Source organism: Alcaligenes sp. SORT26 (genome assembly GCF_017377875.1).
Classification (GTDB): Bacteria; Pseudomonadota; Gammaproteobacteria; order Burkholderiales; family Burkholderiaceae_B; genus Alcaligenes; species Alcaligenes parafaecalis.
Genome location: NZ_CP070975.1, coordinates 1141514 through 1158652, shown reverse-complemented (window position 1 = coordinate 1158652; position 17139 = coordinate 1141514). Strand labels below are relative to the sequence as shown.

Here is a 17139-nt window from a genome sequence, read left to right as displayed (position 1 = left end):
TGAACCTTCTTCTGTGCCGCCTTGAATCAGCGGCACATCAGCCTTGTCTTCCTCGTTTCCCTGGCGTTTTACGCCAGGGCTGCCTCTTAAGGATTTATATGTCCAAGAAATCTACTTTTTTAGCGCATGGCCTGCGCTGCGTATCGGTCGCGCTGCTACCTTTGTTTTTGCTGGGCTGCACATCGCAAGTATCTGAAAAGCAGCCGGGTTCCACGTCTGTTGTTGCCGCGCCGGTATCCGGCTCGGTCTTGAAGCAGGACATCGCGCAGGGAATTTACGAGCTGGTCTATAGCCCCACATCCAACGCCGTTTTCGTGGCTAGCAGTGCTGAATTTTCCAGCAAGGGTGGCGGTGCCATTTATCAGCTAGACCCGACAACACTGGCGGTTCAGAAAAAAATTGATCTGGCACTGAAGCCGTTTGCACTGGCGCTGGATACGCGTAGCAATACGCTCTATGCCGGACATACGCTGGATGGTGCCGTTTCGGCGATCGATGCCTCTACCGGGACGGTCAAGGGCACGCTGCATCATGGTGTGAGCAATGCTAAAGGCAAGGCCGTGCATACCCGTCAGATTGTGGTGGATGAAGCTGCTGGCCAGGTCATCGTTAGTGGCGTGACGGATGGTGGATTTATTTGGGTAATCGACAGCAAGAAGTTCGCTACGGAACGCATTTTGCACGATATCGAAGCACCGACTGCAGGTCTGACTCTGGATGCCGCGAATCATCAATTGCTGGTCAGTGGCACCGCAGCCTATGCCGTGTTTGATACCCGTAGCTGGGAGCTGGTCAGTGAAAACCGCATCCCCGAGAAACGGGGGGACACCGATGCCCGCCGACGTTTTCTGGTGAACACCGCGCTGGATAGCAAGAGTGAACGACTGTTCGCCAATCAGCTTAATAACGGCGAAGGCACCCTGGTGTTTGATATGAAAACGGGCTCCATTTTGCACACGATTCCGACGGGAGAAACACCGGTAGGGATTCGCTACAACCCGATTCGCAATGAGGTTTATGTCGCTAGCCGAGATAGCGGAACGCTAAGCGTGATCGACGCCACCAGTTACGCCATCAAGCACAGTATTGCCTTGCCCGCTCACCCTAATACGGTGGCGGTGACGCCTGACGGGCAGCGCTTGTATGTCAGTGTGAAGCAGCCATTTGCTGAGGAAGGGCAGCCAGCCGTGCTGGACCAAGTGGTTCGGATCGACTTGCAAGCACTGTGAAATGACAAGAAGCCAGCCAGTCGTTTGTCTTGGACAGGTGCGCGCCGTGCAGAAACTGGCTGGCTTCTTGCTGTGAAACCTGGATGGAGCATGAGTTAAATGGCTGTAACTTCCCGGCGCATGGTGCGCCGCCTGCTGGCGGCTCTTGCCCTGGCTTTGCTGGCGCTATTGTTTTGGCGAGCCTTGTGGCGCACCGATCTGGCGATTGAGACTGAGCCCGTGCGCCGTGGCAGTCTGGAGTTGTCTGTTTCCGCCCTGGGCACCCTGCAACCGCATCGCTATGTGGATGTGGGCGCGCAGGTGTCTGGTCAGATCAAACATATTGCCGTGGATGTGGGCGATATCGTGGCCAAAGGAGATCTGCTGGTGGAAATCGACCCTGCGGTGCAGTTGGCTATGGTCAATGCCAACCGTGCGACTCTGGAAAGCCTGCGCGCCCAGTTGGCCGAGCAGCAGACTGAATTGGAGCTGGCCAAGATCAAGTCGGATCGCCAGCAGCGCCTGCATCGGCAGGAGGCCACCAGTATTGAGCTGCTGCAGGATGCGCAGGCTCATGTGCGGATTACGCAGGCGCGTGTCACTAGCCTGAAGGCGCAAATTGCCGGAGCGCAGTCCACGCTGGAGGGTAACGAGGCCTTGCTGGGCTATACCCGTATTTATGCCCCCATGGACGGCACGATCATTACGCTGGAAGCGCGTGAAGGCCAGACGCTTAACGCGACCTATCAGACGCCTAATTTGCTGCGCCTGGCTGATTTGACCAGCATGACTGTCTGGACGGAAGTGTCAGAGGCCGATGTGGGGCGGGTCAAACCGGATATGCCGGTGTACTTCACAACGCTGGGTTTGCTGGATGAGAAGGGAGAGTCCCGTCGTTGGGAGAGTCGCTTGCGTCAGGTGCTGCCTGCACCGCCGGTCAAAAGTGGTGAGAGTGGGGTTGATAAGTCTTCGGGTAACAAGGCCGTCAGCTACATCGCCTTGTTCGATGTGGAAAATAACGACGGTAGTCTGATGCCGCAAATGAGCGCCCGCGTCTTCTTTGTGGAGGCCAGTGCGCAGAATGTCTTGCTTGCCCCCTTGGCGGGGATGCAGGCCACGCCGGATCAGGATGTGTTTACCGCCCGTGTCTGGACAGGGAATGAGAGCCTGGAAACCCGGTCGGTCAAAATCGGCATGAAAGATCGCCTGCATGTTGAAGTGGTATCGGGTCTGGAGGAGGGGGAGGCGCTGGTAATGCGTCTGAGTGAAGAAAACGGTGCCAAGAGGCTGCGATGGTAAGTGATATTCAGCCCCGTGCAGCGCTGATTGAATTGACTGACATTCGCAAGCAGTACGGTGGCCGGGATGGAGCCCCTGCGGTGGAAGTTCTGCATGGGATTTCGCTGAGCATACAGGCCGGGGAGTTTGTGGCGATTGTGGGTGCATCGGGGTCGGGTAAATCCACCTTGATGCATATCCTGGGATGTCTGGATAGGCCTACATCGGGTAGCTACCGTTTCCTGGGGCGCGATGTGGCGCAGATGTCGGGTGATGAGCTGGCCGGACTGCGCCGCGAGGCCTTTGGTTTTGTGTTCCAGGGCTATCACCTGATTCCCACGCTTGATGTTTTGCATAACGTGCAAATGCCTGCGATCTATGCCGGTATGCCAGCGCAGGCGCGTGCAGAGCGGGCGACCGGCTTGCTGACACGTCTGGGTCTGGCCGACAAGACGACGTACCGTCCTCAGCAGCTTTCGGGTGGGCAGCAGCAGCGCTTGTCGATTGCGCGCGCCTTGATGAATGGGGGGCAGCTTATCCTGGCCGATGAACCTACGGGGGCGCTCGATAGCCGTAGCGGTGCCCAAGTGATGGCCCTGCTCAATGAGTTATCTGACGCAGGCCATACCGTAATTCTCATCACCCACGATGACAAGGTGGCTGCACAGGCGCGGCGCATCGTGCGTATTAGCGATGGGGAAATTGTCGAAGATAGGGGCCAGCCGGGCAGACAGTATAGTCCTCCAGCGACTCTGGAAGCTCCCAGGAACCGTATCCCCAATCAGTTTGACCAGGCAGATTCTCCATCCCGTGTCTCGTTTGATCGTCTCGACATAGACTCGGCACCCTCGTCCGTATCCTGGCTGCAAGATATCGGTACGCTCTTGTCCGGTGCATGGCGTGCGCTTTGGGTAAGTCGCTTTCGTACCTTTCTGACCCTGCTGAGTTTTGTGATCGGCGTGACCTCGGTGATTGTGCTGGTGGCCGTCGGGCAGGGTAATAACGAGAAATTGCTGCAACAGATCGCCCTATGGGGCACACACCGCATGTATGTCCGCCCGGATGTGGATGCGGCCACTGGAATGCGTGGAGAGTTCTACGAAAGGGATGCCAAGGTGCTGGCGCAGGTAGCGAATGTGCGCGTTGCCATGCCTTATCTGTCCGAATCGGCCTTGTTGCGGGCGGGGGGAGAGACATTTGCCACCGAGGTCTGGAGCGTGACTTCGGATGCTCCGGTGGTTCTGAACTGGAATATCCGGCATGGGGTGTTCTTCACGCCGGAGGACGATGAGACCTTGGCTCCGGTCATTGTTTTGGGGAAAGTGGCTCGGGAACGATTGTTCCCTGATACGCCTGCCCAGGAAGTCATTGGGCAATACCTCTTGCTTAATAACACGCCCTTGCGAGTCGTCGGGGAGTTGGAGGAAAAGGGTTTGATCAGCGGCAGCAGTCACGACGATGAACTGGTGTTGATTCCTTACTCAACGGCTAGCCAGCGTATTTTTGGCAGACCTCAATTGAGCTTTGTTTCAGTCGTGGTGAATGACCTGGACGTCCTGGATCAAACGGTGGCGGATATCGAGCAGGTCTTGCGCGAGACCCGGAGAGCGAATGACTTCCGAGTGAGCAATAGCGCGGCGGTGGTTCAGGGCCAGAAAGAGGTCTTGCGCCAGCAAACGCTGCTACTGGCATTGATCGCCGGTATTTCCCTGGTAGTGGGTGGGCTGGGCGTGATGAACATCATGCTGATGTCCGTCAAGGAGCGGACTCGGGAAATCGGTATTCGCATGGCGACGGGTGCGCGTCAACGCGACATTCGTCGTCAGTTCCTGAGTGAAGCAGTTGTTGTGTCTTTTACTGGCGGCGTGGCTGGGGTGGTGATTGGGCTGGCCATCGGTGCCTTGCTGATGTTGTGGGGTGTGCCGGTGATCTTCTCGGTGCGGGCCATGCTGGTGGCTTTTTTCTGCGCGCTGGCAACGGGCGTGGTTTTTGGCATCATGCCCGCGCGTCAGGCAGCGAAGCTTGATCCAGTCGTGGCCTTGGCGGGAGAGTGAGATGCCGCGTTTTTCTTTATATCCCTTGATCGGTGCCGCTGTCCTGGTGGCCGGTTGCGCGGTGCAGCCAGTCCCTGATGATGCACAACTGGCTTTGCCTGAGCAATGGCATCGCTTGCCGCTTCAGCAGGAGAGGGCAGGCGCAGCGCTATCCAAGGACTGGTGGGCACAGTTTGGCAGTCAGGAACTGAGGGCAGTGGTGGAACAGGCCTTGGCCAATAACCAGGATGTGGCGGTTTCGCTCGCCCGCTTGGAACAAGCCTGGGCGATGGCGCGCATGGTCGGCGCATCACGCGGGCCGGAAGTCTCCATGGACCTGAATGCTTCCCGACAGGGGCGGTTGGGAGGAAGCCCGGACACGGCGGGGTCGAAAGTTGCACTGGGTCTGACGGCCAGCTATGAGGTCGATCTTTGGGGGCGCTTGAGTGCCGAACGTGAGTCGGCGGTATTTCATGCCGTGGCCAGTGAATGGGATGCGCAGACTGTCGCTTTGACAGTCAGTGCCGAGACGGCGGCAGCGTGGATCAGGATGAATGGTTTGCGCCAACGGCTCGCTATTGCCGAGTCCGATCTAGCCAGTGCCCAGCGCCTGTCAGCCTTGGTACGTGCCCGTGTGCAAGCAGGCTCAGAGTCTCCGCTGGCCCTGGCACAACAAGAAACTCTGGTGGCCAAGCAAGGGGCGAGCATTGCCTTGCTGCGTCAACAGACGGCACAGGCGCAAGCGCTGCTTGCGCTGTGGTTGGGACAAACTACGAAGCCGGATTCCACCGCCAGGGACCTGGCGGATTTGCTCACACCGGCTCTGGATGCGGGGCTGCCTTCTGAACTGCTAGTACGACGCCCCGACATACAGGCCGCCGAAGCCAGGCTCAGGGCTGGCGATGGAGATGTGACGGCTGCCCGTGCGGCGATGTTTCCCAGCCTGAAGCTCTCGGCAACAGTAGGGGGCGCGGATGGGCAGCTTTCGCAGGAGCTTGATAACCCGGTCTATTTGCTAGCCGGTGGCCTGCTAGCTCCGATTTTCAATGCCGGGCGTCTGGCAGCGGGGCATGAAGCCGCGATAGCGCAGCGTCGGGCATTGCTTGCTCAGTATCGTCAGGCCATTTTGCAGGGATTCGCGGACGTGCAAATGTCGCTGGATGCGGTTGTTGGGACTCAGCAGCAATGGGATGCACAAAAAGAGGTTCTACGGCAGGCAGACCGTGCTTTCAGCCTGTCTCAAACCCGCTATCGCGAGGGGGGGGAGTCGGTGCTGAGCTTGCTGGATACGCAGCGTTCTTTGTACGCTGCACAGGATGCCGCTGTGCAGCGACAGGCCGACCGCCTATTGGCGGCGGTGGGCCTGTATCGTGCTTTGGGAGGGGCTTGGCAGGCTCAGGAGTAAGCCTGTCAGACGGTTTGTGTATCGCCCGACGGATCACCAAACACGCTGCGGTACGCCGGGTAGAAGCTGGCGTACAGGATGGCAGCCATTGCCAGATTGATAGGCGTCAGCACCATGGTGGCCGTGCCTGGGCTTAAACCCGCACCCAGCAGCAGTTCACCCAGGGTCTGGATGGCGAAAAAGGCAGCCGCCCAGCACAGGCCGTAGAGCAGGAAAGCGGCCTTGTTGCGCCAGCAGGCAATCATGGAAAAGAACAGGGCTTGCTTGACGGGGATGGCGTGCCAGCCTACCAGGGCGGGTGCGTGCCAGAACAGGGCGGACAGGCCCAGGTACAGCACGAAGAACAAAATAATGGGTTTGCGAAATGCCGCCATGATGGCTTGCGGGGTGGCATTACTGTTGTCCATCAATTGCGACAGTTCATTCACGAACGGGAAGGTCGCCAGAAAGCCCACGACCAAACACGCCAGCAGATAGATCAAACCGAGCTTGATCAGGCGGTTGCGTACGGGAGCGGGTTTCAAGGGTTCCGTCCACATGCCCAGGCGTATGACCTCACCGTTATAAATACGGCGACAGGCATTCTGGATGATGAAGGTCATGGTGGGCACCAGAACGATCAGCACCATCTGGCCGATGATGGGGAAGATATTGCTCAGGTTGATCAGGATCGAGGTGATCAAACTCCAGAAAAACAGAGCAGCAGGTTGCAGCTTGAACAAACGCAACCCTTCCTGAATCCAGTACCACCCGTAAAGAAAGGGGAGCTTGGCAGCTTGCATATCAGTATCCGTATTTATCGAGGTAGCGCCGGTACAGCATGGTCGCGACGCTGGCGCAACACGCGCTCAAAGTGCCGCGGGTCATGCGGTTTGAGGGTTTGAGCGGGGCGGGGCAGATAAAAGTCGTACAGGCGCGAGATCCAGAAGCGCAGCGCGGCGGCCTGGATCAGTATAGGCCAGGCAGTGTGCTCGGCTTCGGTAAAGGGGCGCACCTGGGCGTAGGATTCCAGCCAGGCCTGGGCTTTTTCCAGGTTCAAGGCACCGCTCAGGCGGTCAATGCACCAGTCGTTCACGGCCACGGCCACGTCAAACAACCAGGTATCGCAACCGGCAAAGTAAAAGTCGATGATGCCGCCCATTTGTGGCGCTTCCGAGGTCCCGGCAAACAGCACATTGTCGCGGAACAGGTCGCAGTGGGCCGGGCCTTGTGGCAAGGAGCGATAGGTATCGCTATCGGCAAAGTTGCTTTGTTCTTGCAGGACGGCCTGAATCAGTTCGGACTGGCTGGCATCCAGAAAGGGCAGGACTTGAGGGACGGTGCTTTTCCACCAGCTCAAGCCGCGCAGATTGGGCTGCTCCAGGGGGAAGTCCTGAGCGGCCAGGTGGGCCTGGGCCTGGGTGCGGGCGATCTGGCGGCAGTGTTCAACCGTGGGCTCGGGCTCGTAACCACCACGCAGGCGTGTCACAATCGAACAAGGCTTGCCGTGCATGACACAGATGCGTTTGCCGTCGCGGCGGGTCATCGGTTCCGGCACCGGAACGCCTTTGGCCGCCAGGTGGTGCATCAGCTCAATGTAAAAAGGGAGCTGTTCCAGCGTCAGGACTTCAAACAGGGTCAGAACGTACTCACCCTGAGTCGTGCTCAGAAAGTAATTGGTGTTTTCAATGCCGGCGGTAATGCCACGTAAGGAAACAAACTCGCCAATTGTGTAGTGTTCCAGCAGTTCGCGGGCGTCAAGTTCGCTGACAGAAGTAAAAACAGCCATGCTTTCAGTGAGGGTCCGGTTGGGGCGCACTAATTAGGCGCGCAAGTATGTCAAACGGCCGATTTTAGACCAGTGCGCCCGCTTTTTGGAGACCTGCTGCGATTTACCGCGCTTTATCTTCATCCTGTGGTCGGCTGAAACCATTAAAATGGGTGTTTTCCCTTTTTGATCACGCCTGCCATCAGGCGATTTGCCCCCTGTTTATGACTACTTTTGTGATGCCGGACAGCCAGATGTGGCGTTTGAGTGTGGCGCCCATGATTGACGTGACTGACCGCCACAGCCGTTTTTTTCATCGTCTGCTGGCCCCGCGCGCCTTGCTGTTCACTGAAATGATTACTACGGGCGCATTGACGCACGGCGATCAGGCGCGCCATCTGGATTTTGATGAGGCGGAGCATCCAGTGGCCCTGCAGTTGGGTGGTAGTGATCGGGATGCTTTGGTGACCAGTGCCCTGGCCGGTGAAAAATGGGGTTACGACGAAATTAATCTGAATTGTGGTTGCCCCTCGGAGCGCGTGCAAAAAGGTGCCTTCGGTGCCTGTCTGATGAACGAGCCACAATTGGTGGCCGACTGCGTCAAAGCCATGCAGGATGCGGTTTCTGTACCCGTTACTGTCAAGCACAGGCTGGGTCTGGATTACAACGAGTCCTATGATTTCGTGCGGGATTTTGTGGGACTCTTGTTCGAAGCGGGTTGCCGTGTTTTTACGGTTCATGCCCGCAATGCGGTCTTGAAGGGTTTGTCGCCCAAGGACAATCGGGAAATTCCGCCGCTGCGCTATGACATGGCCATGCAGTTGAAAAAAGACTTCCCCGAGGCGCTGTTCATTCTAAATGGCGGTATTCACGAGACCGATCAGGCGGTGGAGCTGGAAGAGCAGTTTGATGGCGTAATGCTCGGTCGCGCCGCCTGGCATACTCCGGCGGTCTTGAGCGATATTCATCGTCGCCTGTGGCCCGAGGATGTGCTGCTGGATGAAGACTCGGTCGTCGAACAGATGATTGCCTACGCGCGTCCTCATGTGCAGGCCGGTGTGCCGCTGCGCATTGTGATTAAAAGCATGTTGGGCTGGCCGCATGGCAAGAAGGGTGCCCGTCAGTGGCGTCGCACCTTGTCGGATCACAACTGGTTGGCCAAAAACGATCCAGGCCTGCTTGCGCAGGCCTGGGAAGTGTTGCAAAGCCGCCAGTAAAGGCTGGCTGAAGCAGCGTCTTAGGACGCGTTGGCTTGCTCGGAATCAGTAGGCCAGTCGCGGATATAGGCTTTAAGCATATTGTTCTCGAATTGCTGGGCGTGAACAATGGCGCGGGCCATATCAAAGAAGGAAATAACCCCCATCAGAACCGGGCCGTCCATCACTGGCATGTAGCGGGCGTGGTTGTTCAGCATCAGGCGCTGCACTTCGTCGGCGCTGGTGTTGGGGGTGACGCTGACGGGGGCGTCATCCATGATGCTGCGCACGGTAAAACCCTGGGCTTTATTGCCTTGGGCGTGCCAGTGGCGAATGATCTCCCGAAAGGTCAACATACCCACCAACTGACCGTGCTCCATGATCACCAACGAACCGATATCCAGCTCGCTCATGCTCTGTACCGCTTTTTCAACGGTCATTTCGGGGGTGCCTGTATAAAGCGTGTCTCCCTTGACACGCAGGATTTCACTGACTTTTAGCATACTGGGTCTCCTGACCGTGATCGGCGTTTAGTATGGTGGCTGGCTCTGTCAGAATGCCTTGCGGCGATTCAAACAGCTCTTCCAGATTGGATAGTCGCTGATCGAAAAACTGAGAAAGATAATTGAATACATATTCTAGCGGACCCTCGTGCGTATGGGCACGGTCCAGCAAAAATGCCTTGGTAAGTTGTTTCAGGCTGACCTGACGCAGATCACAACTGAGTACCCACTGCTCGTCATTGTCCTGCTGGGTATCAGCAATCAGCCCCATGGACTTGAGCTTGCATAAAATTCCGTACAGCTCGTCCGGGTCGCGTTCCAGCTTGTGGCTGAGTTCACGGACGCTGAGTCCTTGCTGGTTCTGACGGTTCAGCCACAGTTGATAGAGCAGGTTCACGGCATCGGTAAAGGCAATGCCGGGCACATTGGTCTTGACCCAGTTGCGGCCACGCCAATCGGGCAAGATTGCCACCATGGAGGCACCCAGCAAGACGATCAGCCAGGAGATATAGATCCACAGCAGGAAGATCGGCAGGATGGCAAAGGCGCCGTAAATAATCGTGTAGGTGGGAAAGCGGGTCAGGTAGAAGGCGAAACCGGCTTTCATCAATTCCAGCAAGGCGGCTGTGACTACACCCCCAATCAGGGCATCGCGCCACCACACGCGGCGGTTGGGCACATACATGAACAACGCCGTCAGCCCCAGGGCGGTGAACAGGAAGGGCACGTAGGCCAGGGCGAAGGACACAATGCCGGACAAGTCGCCGATATAACCCAAGGACTCCCTGGCCAGAATGGTTGTGGCCCACAGGCTGGCACCAGTCAGAATCGGGCCCAGCGAAATAATGGCCCAGTACACCAGCAGGCGTTGGCCCAGCGGTCGCTGCACATGGACCTGGAAAATATTGTTGAAGGTCTCGTCAATGGTCATGATCAGCATGATGGACGTGACAATCAGGAACAAGCTGCCGACCGCGGTCAGGCCCGAGGCCTTGGAGGCAAACTGGTTCAGGTACAGCATGATGTTTTCCGACACCACTTCGGGCATCAGATTACGGGTCAGGAAGCCTTCCAGAGCATGTTCAAATTCCTGAAACAGCGGGAAAGCGGTGAACAGCGCCAGCACCACCGTCAGCATGGGCACAATGGCCAGAATCGTGGTGTAGGTCAGGCTGGAGGCCACCTTCATCAGGTCTTTTTCGGCCACCCGCTTGATGGCGAAGCGCGCCACACTTAAAAAGTGATGCTTGGCGGTGGGGGCGGGCGAGGGCGGGGACTCCTGCTGGGATACAGGATCGGTGTTATCTGGGTTCAAGTCTGTCTGATCAGCTTGCTCAGAGGGCATAGGGAAGTTCTCGTCGTTTTTCATAGCGGTTTGATGCGGCGGACGCTGCTTTTCGACAGGGTTCAGGTGATAATAACAGCATGCATGAACCTTTAAACCCCATACTTCATCGAGTGGCGGCCCTGGCTTTGGTCGCCTTGATCGCTTTGTGCCTGGCCTGGGAGCTGCATTTTGCGCCCCTGAAACCCGGCGGCTCCTGGCTGGTGCTGAAAGTGATTCCTTTAGTGCTGCCGCTGCGCAGCGTGCTGAAAGGCAATCTCTATACCCTGCAGTGGACCTCCATGATGATTCTGCTGTATTTCGCAGAAGGGGTCATGCGTGCCTGGTCGGACCCGGTAGCGGAAGTCCTGCCCTGGGCGATTGCTGAAATCGTCTTGTCCCTGATTTACTATTTCTGCGCCATTTTTTATCTCTGGCCTGCCAAGAAAGCGGCCAAGCAGCGCAGCAAGGCCGAGAAAGCCGAGGCTGCAAAAGCCGCCAAGTCGGCCTGAGGGGGTCTGTATGTCCAGCTTGTTTGATGGCTTGACCATCGCTCATCGTTTTGCCGATTTGCCCTCGGCCTTTCACACTGTTGTGCCGCCTCAGCCTCTGGCCAATGCACGCCTGCTGCATGTCAATAAAGAATTGGCGGCGCAGTTGGGCCTGGATGTGACGCGCCTGGGCGAGCAAGAATTTTTAGATGTAGTCAGTGGTCAGGCCCCCTTGCCGGGCGGCCTGACGGTGTCGGCTGTGTATAGCGGTCATCAGTTTGGGGTGTGGGCCGGGCAGTTGGGTGATGGCCGGGCGCATTTGCTGGGGCAAATTGACACCCCGACTGGCCAGCAGGAATTGCAGTTGAAAGGCGCGGGTAAAACCCCGTATTCCCGCATGGGTGATGGCCGTGCTGTGCTGCGCTCCAGTGTGCGTGAGTATCTGGCCAGCGAAGCGATGGCGGGCTTGGGCATTGCCACCAGCCGCGCTCTGGCCTTGGTCAGCTCGGATACGCCGGTGTACCGCGAAACGGTGGAAACCGGGGCGATTGTGACCCGTGTGGCGCCCAGCTTCGTGCGCTTCGGTTCGTTTGAACATTGGGCCAATGATCCTGCGCGTGTGCGAGAACTGCTGGATTATGTGTTGCGCGAGTTCTACCCTGAATTAATCGTAGAGGGCGATTCCGATCAAGAGCGTGTAGGTCGTTTTCTGCAGGCAGTGACGCATCGCAGTGCGGAAATGGTAGCCGACTGGCAAACCGTGGGTTTCTGTCACGGCGTCATGAATACGGACAATATGTCCATCCTGGGCCTGACAATTGATTACGGCCCTTACGGTTTCATGGACCGATTCCGCGTGAATCACGTGTGCAATCACAGCGATAACCAAGGTCGTTATGCCTGGAACGCCCAGCCTGCCATCGTGCATTGGAATCTGTACCGTCTGGCCAGCGCGCTGATGGTGCTGGATCTGGATCCCGAGCCGCTGAAAGAGCATCTGCAAAGTTTTGAAGCCAGTTTCCTGAAGCGCTATCACGGCAATTTACAGGCCAAGCTGGGCCTGCGTAGCTGGCGGGAAGAGGATGCTCAACTGGTCGACGATTGGTGGCGTTTGCTGCATAACAGCGGGGCGGATTTCACTTTGTCATTCCGTGCCCTGGCACAGGCAGGCAAGGCTCCCGAGGCCTTCCTGAACCTGTTTGAAGGTTCCGAAGACCAGGCCCAGGCCTGGTGGCAAGCCTATAGCCAGCGTCTGACTCTGGACGGCTCGGATGCGCCCGAACAGCGCGAGGCCATGAATCGCGTCAATCCCTTGTATGTCTTGCGTAACCATTTGGCCGAGCAGGCCATTCAGGCCGCCGCCAAGGACGACGCCAGCGAAATCGACACCTTGTTGATGTTGCTGCGCGATCCCTATACCGAGCGTGCCGGTTTTGAGGCCTACGCCATGCCGCCGCCCGAAGGCAGTGCGGAACTGGCGGTCAGTTGCTCTTCCTAAAAGGCAGGGCACGGTGCCGGGCATGTCCTGATCCGGGAACAATGCCATAATCGTGCCTGTCTTTTATTTTTCCCTATTTCTCTGCGTTCACTCTTCCTATGTCCGGCAATACTCTTGGTAAAAGCTTCCGCGTCACGAATTACGGCGAATCTCATGGTCCAGCGATTGGCGCAGTGATCGACGGCTGCCCTCCGGGCCTGGAGCTGTCTGAACAAGATATTCAATTTGAACTGGATCGTCGCCGTCCAGGCACCTCGCGCCACGTGACACAGCGCCGCGAGCCTGATCAGGTAGAAATTCTGTCCGGCATTTATGAAGGCCGCACCACAGGCACGCCGATTAGCCTGTTAATTCGCAATTCCGATGCGCGCAGCAAGGATTATGGCAATCTGCTGGATACCTTTCGCCCCGGTCATGCCGACTACACCTACTGGAAGAAATTCGAGAACCGCGACCCGCGCGGTGGTGGCCGTTCTTCGGCGCGCTTGACCGCGCCTACAGTAGCCGCCGGTGCGATTGCCAAGAAATGGCTGGCTGAACACTTCGGGGTGAAGATTCGCGGTTACATGAGCCAGTTGGGGCCGATTGAAATTCCGTTCAAAAGCTGGGATGTCGTGGAGCAGAACCCGTTTTACGCTCCGGATCTGGACGTCGTGCCGCAACTGGAAGCCTATATGGATGAGCTGCGTAAAGAAGGCGAATCCATTGGTGCCCGAATTGAAGTCGTGGCTGAAGGTGTGCCTGCCGGTTGGGGCGAGCCTATTTACGACCGCCTGGATGCCGATATTGCCCACGCCATGATGGGTTTGAACGCTGTCAAAGGCGTATCGATTGGTGCTGGCTTTGACTGCATCACGCAAAAAGGCTCGGAGCACGGGGATGCGCTGTACCCGGATGGTTTCAAGACCAATCAGGCCGGTGGCGTGCTGGGCGGGATTTCCTCGGGGCAGGCTGTAACGGTCTCTTTGGCGATCAAGCCGACCGCCAGCATTCGCACCATGCGTCCTTCTGTGAATCGGGCTGGCGAAGCGGTCGAGGTCCAGACACTGGGTCGTCATGATCCTTGCGTGGGTATTCGTGCCACGCCGATTGCCGAAGCGTTGCTGGCGATTGTGCTGATGGATCATTGCCTGCGTCATCGCTCGCAGTGTGGTGTCTGAATCTAAGCGTTTGCGCAGGAACCTAGCACTTCATTTTCTTGTCAGGTTTGTTTCTTGGAGCTGAGCATGAAAGGTATTGCGAAAGGAAAACGCTTTTTGGCGGCGGGTTTACTCCTGGCCATGACGGGCTGTGCCACGGTGCAGACCACAGAAAGCGGGACGGTCGGTGTCGAGCGCAAACAATTCATCTCCAATCTGGTCTCCGAGGCCGAGCTGAATCAGGCGGCCGCCCAGAACTATGCACAGGTCTTGTCTCAAGCACGGCAGCAAAAGGCGCTGGATACGGATGCGGCCCAGACCCGACGCGTTAAAACCATTGCTCAACGCTTGATTGATCAAGTCGGTGTGTTCCGAGCTGACGCCCGTTCCTGGAACTGGGAAGTTCACGTCATTAACGAGGACGAAGTCAATGCCTGGTGCATGCCGGGTGGCAAGATGGCGGTTTTCAATGGCCTGATCAAACGGATTCAGCCTAGCGACGCGGAACTGGCTGCCGTCATTGGTCATGAAATCGCCCATGCTTTGCGCGAGCACTCGCGTGAACAGGTTTCCCAGAAAATGGCGACTTCTTTTGGTTTGACGGTGCTCTCCGCTCTGACCGGCGTCCAAGCCGTGAATGATCTGGGCGGGACTTTGAGCGAAGTCATGTTTGAACTGCCTAATAGCCGCACCCATGAATCTGAAGCGGATTTGATTGGGGTTGAACTGGCCGCTCGTGCTGGCTACGACCCGCGTGCGGCGGTGACCTTGTGGCAGAAGATGGGCGCCTTGGAGCAGGGCAGAAGTCAGCCGGAATTCCTGTCCACCCACCCGGCTTCCTCTACCCGCATTGCGGATTTGCAGGCGATCTCGGAACGGGTCATGCCTTTGTATCAGCAGGCGGCCAAGCCGTGAAAGGTTGGTTTTTCTGATATCGCATTTGAAATGAAGAATGCCCTTGGTCGACGGTCCTTGAAACATGCGCTTGCAGAAGGTGCCGTCGGCCTTGAGGATTCAGACCTTACCGGCTGCAACGGCGCGGGACAGGGGCATTGTTTAATATAGGAAAGTCTGGTTTTCCGGGCCAGTTGGCCTATTTATCTGATTGGCTCCCATCTTCAACATGCACCCATGAAATCGCGCCATCGTACCTTTCTGTATGGTTTTTTGATTTGGCTCGGCCTGTCTTTGACTGGCGCCACCATGCTGACGCGCGCTGAACTGGCGAGGCAGCAGGAGGCATTCACGGTGCAAAGCAATATAGCCTACCGGCTGCTGGGCCAGCGTCTGGCTCAGCAGGACGCCATTTTGCAGATGCTCGCCCTGTTGCAGCCGCCCGTGCAGCGGATAGAACGTCTGGGAGCGCTGGAAGCCATCTTTCCCCAGGTCATGGCGATTTATCGTCAAGAGAGTGGCACCGCGTGGACCAATCCCCAATGGCAGCAGGCGCAGTTGCAGTCTCTAAAGGCCGAGCGTGCCGTGTTGACGGATGTGCGGCTGGCGCAAGGGCGTTATGTTCTGCTGGTGGCGGCGCACCCGGCCAGCTTTGCCGTACAACTGGATTTGAATGCCGCCATCGTCTGGGACGAATGGCCTTTTCAGCGTAATGGCAGTCCTGTGCGCGTGGTGCTGGAATGGCAGGATCAACAATGGGTGATCAGCCCAGGATTGGACGATGCCGGACCTGTGGTATTCCAGTCGGTCAAGACGCTGGCTTCCACCAGCCAACCCTTTCAATTGCACACGCGCCGCGTCCTGAGTTATGCCGACCTGCCTTGGGGGCAGGCGGCACTGTTCGCCCTGGCCAGCGCCTTGCTGGTGGCGTTGGTCATCTATGTGCGCAAACAACGTGAACAGACCTTACGTGCTCAGGAGCTGCTACGTATCGGTCAGGTAGCCCGCTTGAATGCGCTTGGCGAAATGGCCGCGGGCCTGGCACATGAATTGAACCAGCCTTTGACCTCCGTGCTGGCCAATACACAAGCCAGCCTGAGGCTTTTGCAGGAAGATCCTCCCGATCTGGAACCGGCACGCGAGGCCATGACGCATTCGGTGGAACAGATTAAGCGTGCGGCCAGCGTGCTGACGGGCCTGCGACACAGTTTGCGTGAAAGCGGACTGGCTGAGCAGTGCCGTCCGGTGTCCTTGACGCAGGTGCTGGACGAGTCTGTGCACTTGCTGATGCCGGAGTTGGAGCGGCATGGCATTACCCTGGAAAAATGCCTTCCTTCACACGATGTCGTTGTTGTCGGCGAGCCCGTGGCGCTCGGACAAATCATCCATAATCTGCTCAATAATGCTGTATCCGCTTTGGGCGCCGCCCAGACCAGCAATCCCTGCATCTGGCTTGAGGTGCAGCGACGACAAGGGCGCGTGGACTTGATCGTGCGTGACAATGGCCCGGGAATAGACCCGCAGCATTTGGCTCGCGTGTTCGAGCCCTTCTTTACAACACGTTCCGACGGTCTGGGCTTGGGCCTGAGTCTGAGCGAGTCGCTGGCTCAGGCCATGGGCGGCGGCTTGACAGCGTTCAATGATTCCAAGGGCGGGGCCGCGTTTGCGCTGGAACTGCAGCGAGTGGATGAAGAATCATCATGAATCTGACCGAAAATGGCTCTAGCCTGTCGCCCTTGATCCATCTGCTGGACGATGATGCCGCCGTGCGTCAAAGCTTGTCCTTGCTGATCAGCACGGTAGGGTTACGGGTGCAGACTTGGGCGGATCCGCAACAGTTTCTGGAGTCTTTCGATCGGCAGTCTATCGGGGCCTTGATTCTGGATGTGCGCATGCCCGGCATCAGTGGATTGACCCTGCTCGATACTCTGGTCGAGCAAGGCGTGGATCAGCCCATTATTCTGTTGACCGGGCACGGCACGGTGGACATGTGCCGGCGCGCCTTCAAGGCGGGTGCTGTCGAGTTCCTGGAAAAGCCGGTCAGTGACGATGTGCTGCTGGACACGGTCCAGCAGGCCGTGCGCCAGCACGTGCGTCGCCGCGAGCGTCTTGCGGCTGATCAATGGGCGCGTGAGCGTTACACAAGTTTGTCCGAGCGCGAGCGCGAGGTACTGGCGCTGATTGTCGAGGGCTTGACCAATAAGGAGATAGGTCGGGCGCTGTCGCTGTCGCCCCGTACGGTTGAAACCCATCGCGCCAACCTGTTTGCCAAACTGCAGGTCGATAACCTGGCCCACCTGATTCGGCATTACGCCAGCTTGGTGAGTGTCTCTCCGTAAAACTACGTAGATGCGAGGGTAAGCGCCCGAATAGTCCCGTTCGGGCGGCGCAAGTATAGTTTTTCCATGCCGACAATGGTGTCG

15 protein-coding genes are annotated in these 17139 nt (G+C 57.6%); 11 read left to right on the top strand and 4 right to left on the bottom strand.

The window, feature by feature from the left end; all coding sequences use genetic code 11:
* The first annotated feature begins 98 nt into the window (after nucleotides 1-98).
* The 4 genes from JYG33_RS05430 (at nucleotide 99) to JYG33_RS05415 (ending at nucleotide 5924) form a co-directional block, all read left to right on the top strand.
* Nucleotides 99-1229, top strand: a complete 1131-nt coding sequence (locus JYG33_RS05430) for a YncE family protein (RefSeq protein WP_207875003.1) — start codon at nucleotides 99-101, stop codon at nucleotides 1227-1229.
* A 99-nt stretch (nucleotides 1230-1328) separates the two neighbouring features.
* Entirely contained in the window at nucleotides 1329-2507 is a 1179-nt protein-coding gene (locus tag JYG33_RS05425; RefSeq protein ID WP_243430280.1) for an efflux RND transporter periplasmic adaptor subunit, read from the top strand.
* Nucleotides 2501-4540 (top strand): ABC transporter permease, encoded by a 2040-nt coding sequence (locus JYG33_RS05420; protein ID WP_207875002.1) that lies wholly within the window; start codon nucleotides 2501-2503, stop codon nucleotides 4538-4540. Before JYG33_RS05425 ends, JYG33_RS05420 begins: the two co-directional genes overlap by 7 nt.
* A 1-nt stretch (nucleotide 4541) precedes the next feature.
* Nucleotides 4542-5924: an efflux transporter outer membrane subunit gene (locus JYG33_RS05415; protein ID WP_207875001.1), complete on the top strand. Its 1383-nt coding sequence runs from the start codon at nucleotides 4542-4544 to the stop codon at nucleotides 5922-5924.
* Between the two features lie 5 nt (nucleotides 5925-5929).
* On the opposite strand, the gene JYG33_RS05410 is transcribed toward JYG33_RS05415, so the two are convergent.
* Both JYG33_RS05410 and JYG33_RS05405 read right to left on the bottom strand, forming a co-directional pair.
* A complete protein-coding gene (locus tag JYG33_RS05410) occupies nucleotides 5930-6706 on the bottom strand; it encodes a BPSS1780 family membrane protein (protein ID WP_207875000.1) in 777 nt (258 codons plus the stop codon).
* 14 nt (nucleotides 6707-6720) lie between these two features.
* Nucleotides 6721-7692, bottom strand: coding sequence for a homoserine kinase (locus JYG33_RS05405; protein ID WP_207874999.1), 972 nt, complete (start codon nucleotides 7690-7692; stop codon nucleotides 6721-6723).
* A 203-nt stretch (nucleotides 7693-7895) separates the two neighbouring features.
* Here JYG33_RS05405 and dusA point away from each other — a divergent pair, with 203 nt between their 5' ends.
* Nucleotides 7896-8888 carry a tRNA dihydrouridine(20/20a) synthase DusA gene (gene dusA, locus JYG33_RS05400; protein ID WP_243430279.1) on the top strand — a complete coding sequence of 331 codons (993 nt, stop codon included), beginning with the start codon at nucleotides 7896-7898 and terminating at the stop codon, nucleotides 8886-8888.
* Between the two features lie 20 nt (nucleotides 8889-8908).
* Here dusA and JYG33_RS05395 read toward each other — a convergent pair whose 3' ends face one another.
* On the bottom strand, nucleotides 8909-9370 hold the full coding sequence (locus tag JYG33_RS05395; RefSeq protein WP_207874998.1) for a CBS domain-containing protein: 462 nt from the start codon (nucleotides 9368-9370) through the stop codon (nucleotides 8909-8911).
* Complete coding sequence (locus JYG33_RS05390) at nucleotides 9354-10739, bottom strand: YihY family inner membrane protein (protein ID WP_207874997.1); 1386 nt, start codon at nucleotides 10737-10739, stop codon at nucleotides 9354-9356. The genes JYG33_RS05395 and JYG33_RS05390 overlap by 17 nt, the downstream gene beginning before the upstream one ends.
* A gap of 56 nt (nucleotides 10740-10795) precedes the next feature.
* Here JYG33_RS05390 and JYG33_RS05385 point away from each other — a divergent pair, with 56 nt between their 5' ends.
* From JYG33_RS05385 to JYG33_RS05360, 6 genes are all read left to right on the top strand, one after another.
* Complete coding sequence (locus JYG33_RS05385) at nucleotides 10796-11206, top strand: DUF2069 domain-containing protein (protein ID WP_035274661.1); 411 nt, start codon at nucleotides 10796-10798, stop codon at nucleotides 11204-11206.
* 10 nt (nucleotides 11207-11216) lie between these two features.
* Entirely contained in the window at nucleotides 11217-12683 is a 1467-nt protein-coding gene (locus JYG33_RS05380) for a protein adenylyltransferase SelO (protein WP_207874996.1), read from the top strand.
* A 98-nt stretch (nucleotides 12684-12781) separates the two neighbouring features.
* The gene (aroC, locus tag JYG33_RS05375) at nucleotides 12782-13843 is read left to right on the top strand and encodes a chorismate synthase (RefSeq protein ID WP_207874995.1); all 1062 of its coding nucleotides are present in this window, start codon (nucleotides 12782-12784) and stop codon (nucleotides 13841-13843) included.
* 66 nt (nucleotides 13844-13909) lie between these two features.
* Nucleotides 13910-14737, top strand: coding sequence for a M48 family metallopeptidase (locus tag JYG33_RS05370; protein WP_207874994.1), 828 nt, complete (start codon nucleotides 13910-13912; stop codon nucleotides 14735-14737).
* 216 nt (nucleotides 14738-14953) lie between these two features.
* Nucleotides 14954-16420 carry an ATP-binding protein gene (locus JYG33_RS05365; protein WP_207874993.1) on the top strand — a complete coding sequence of 489 codons (1467 nt, stop codon included), beginning with the start codon at nucleotides 14954-14956 and terminating at the stop codon, nucleotides 16418-16420.
* The gene (locus tag JYG33_RS05360; RefSeq protein WP_207874992.1) at nucleotides 16417-17055 is read left to right on the top strand and encodes a response regulator; all 639 of its coding nucleotides are present in this window, start codon (nucleotides 16417-16419) and stop codon (nucleotides 17053-17055) included. The genes JYG33_RS05365 and JYG33_RS05360 overlap by 4 nt, the downstream gene beginning before the upstream one ends.
* Nucleotides 17056-17139 lie beyond the last annotated feature (84 nt).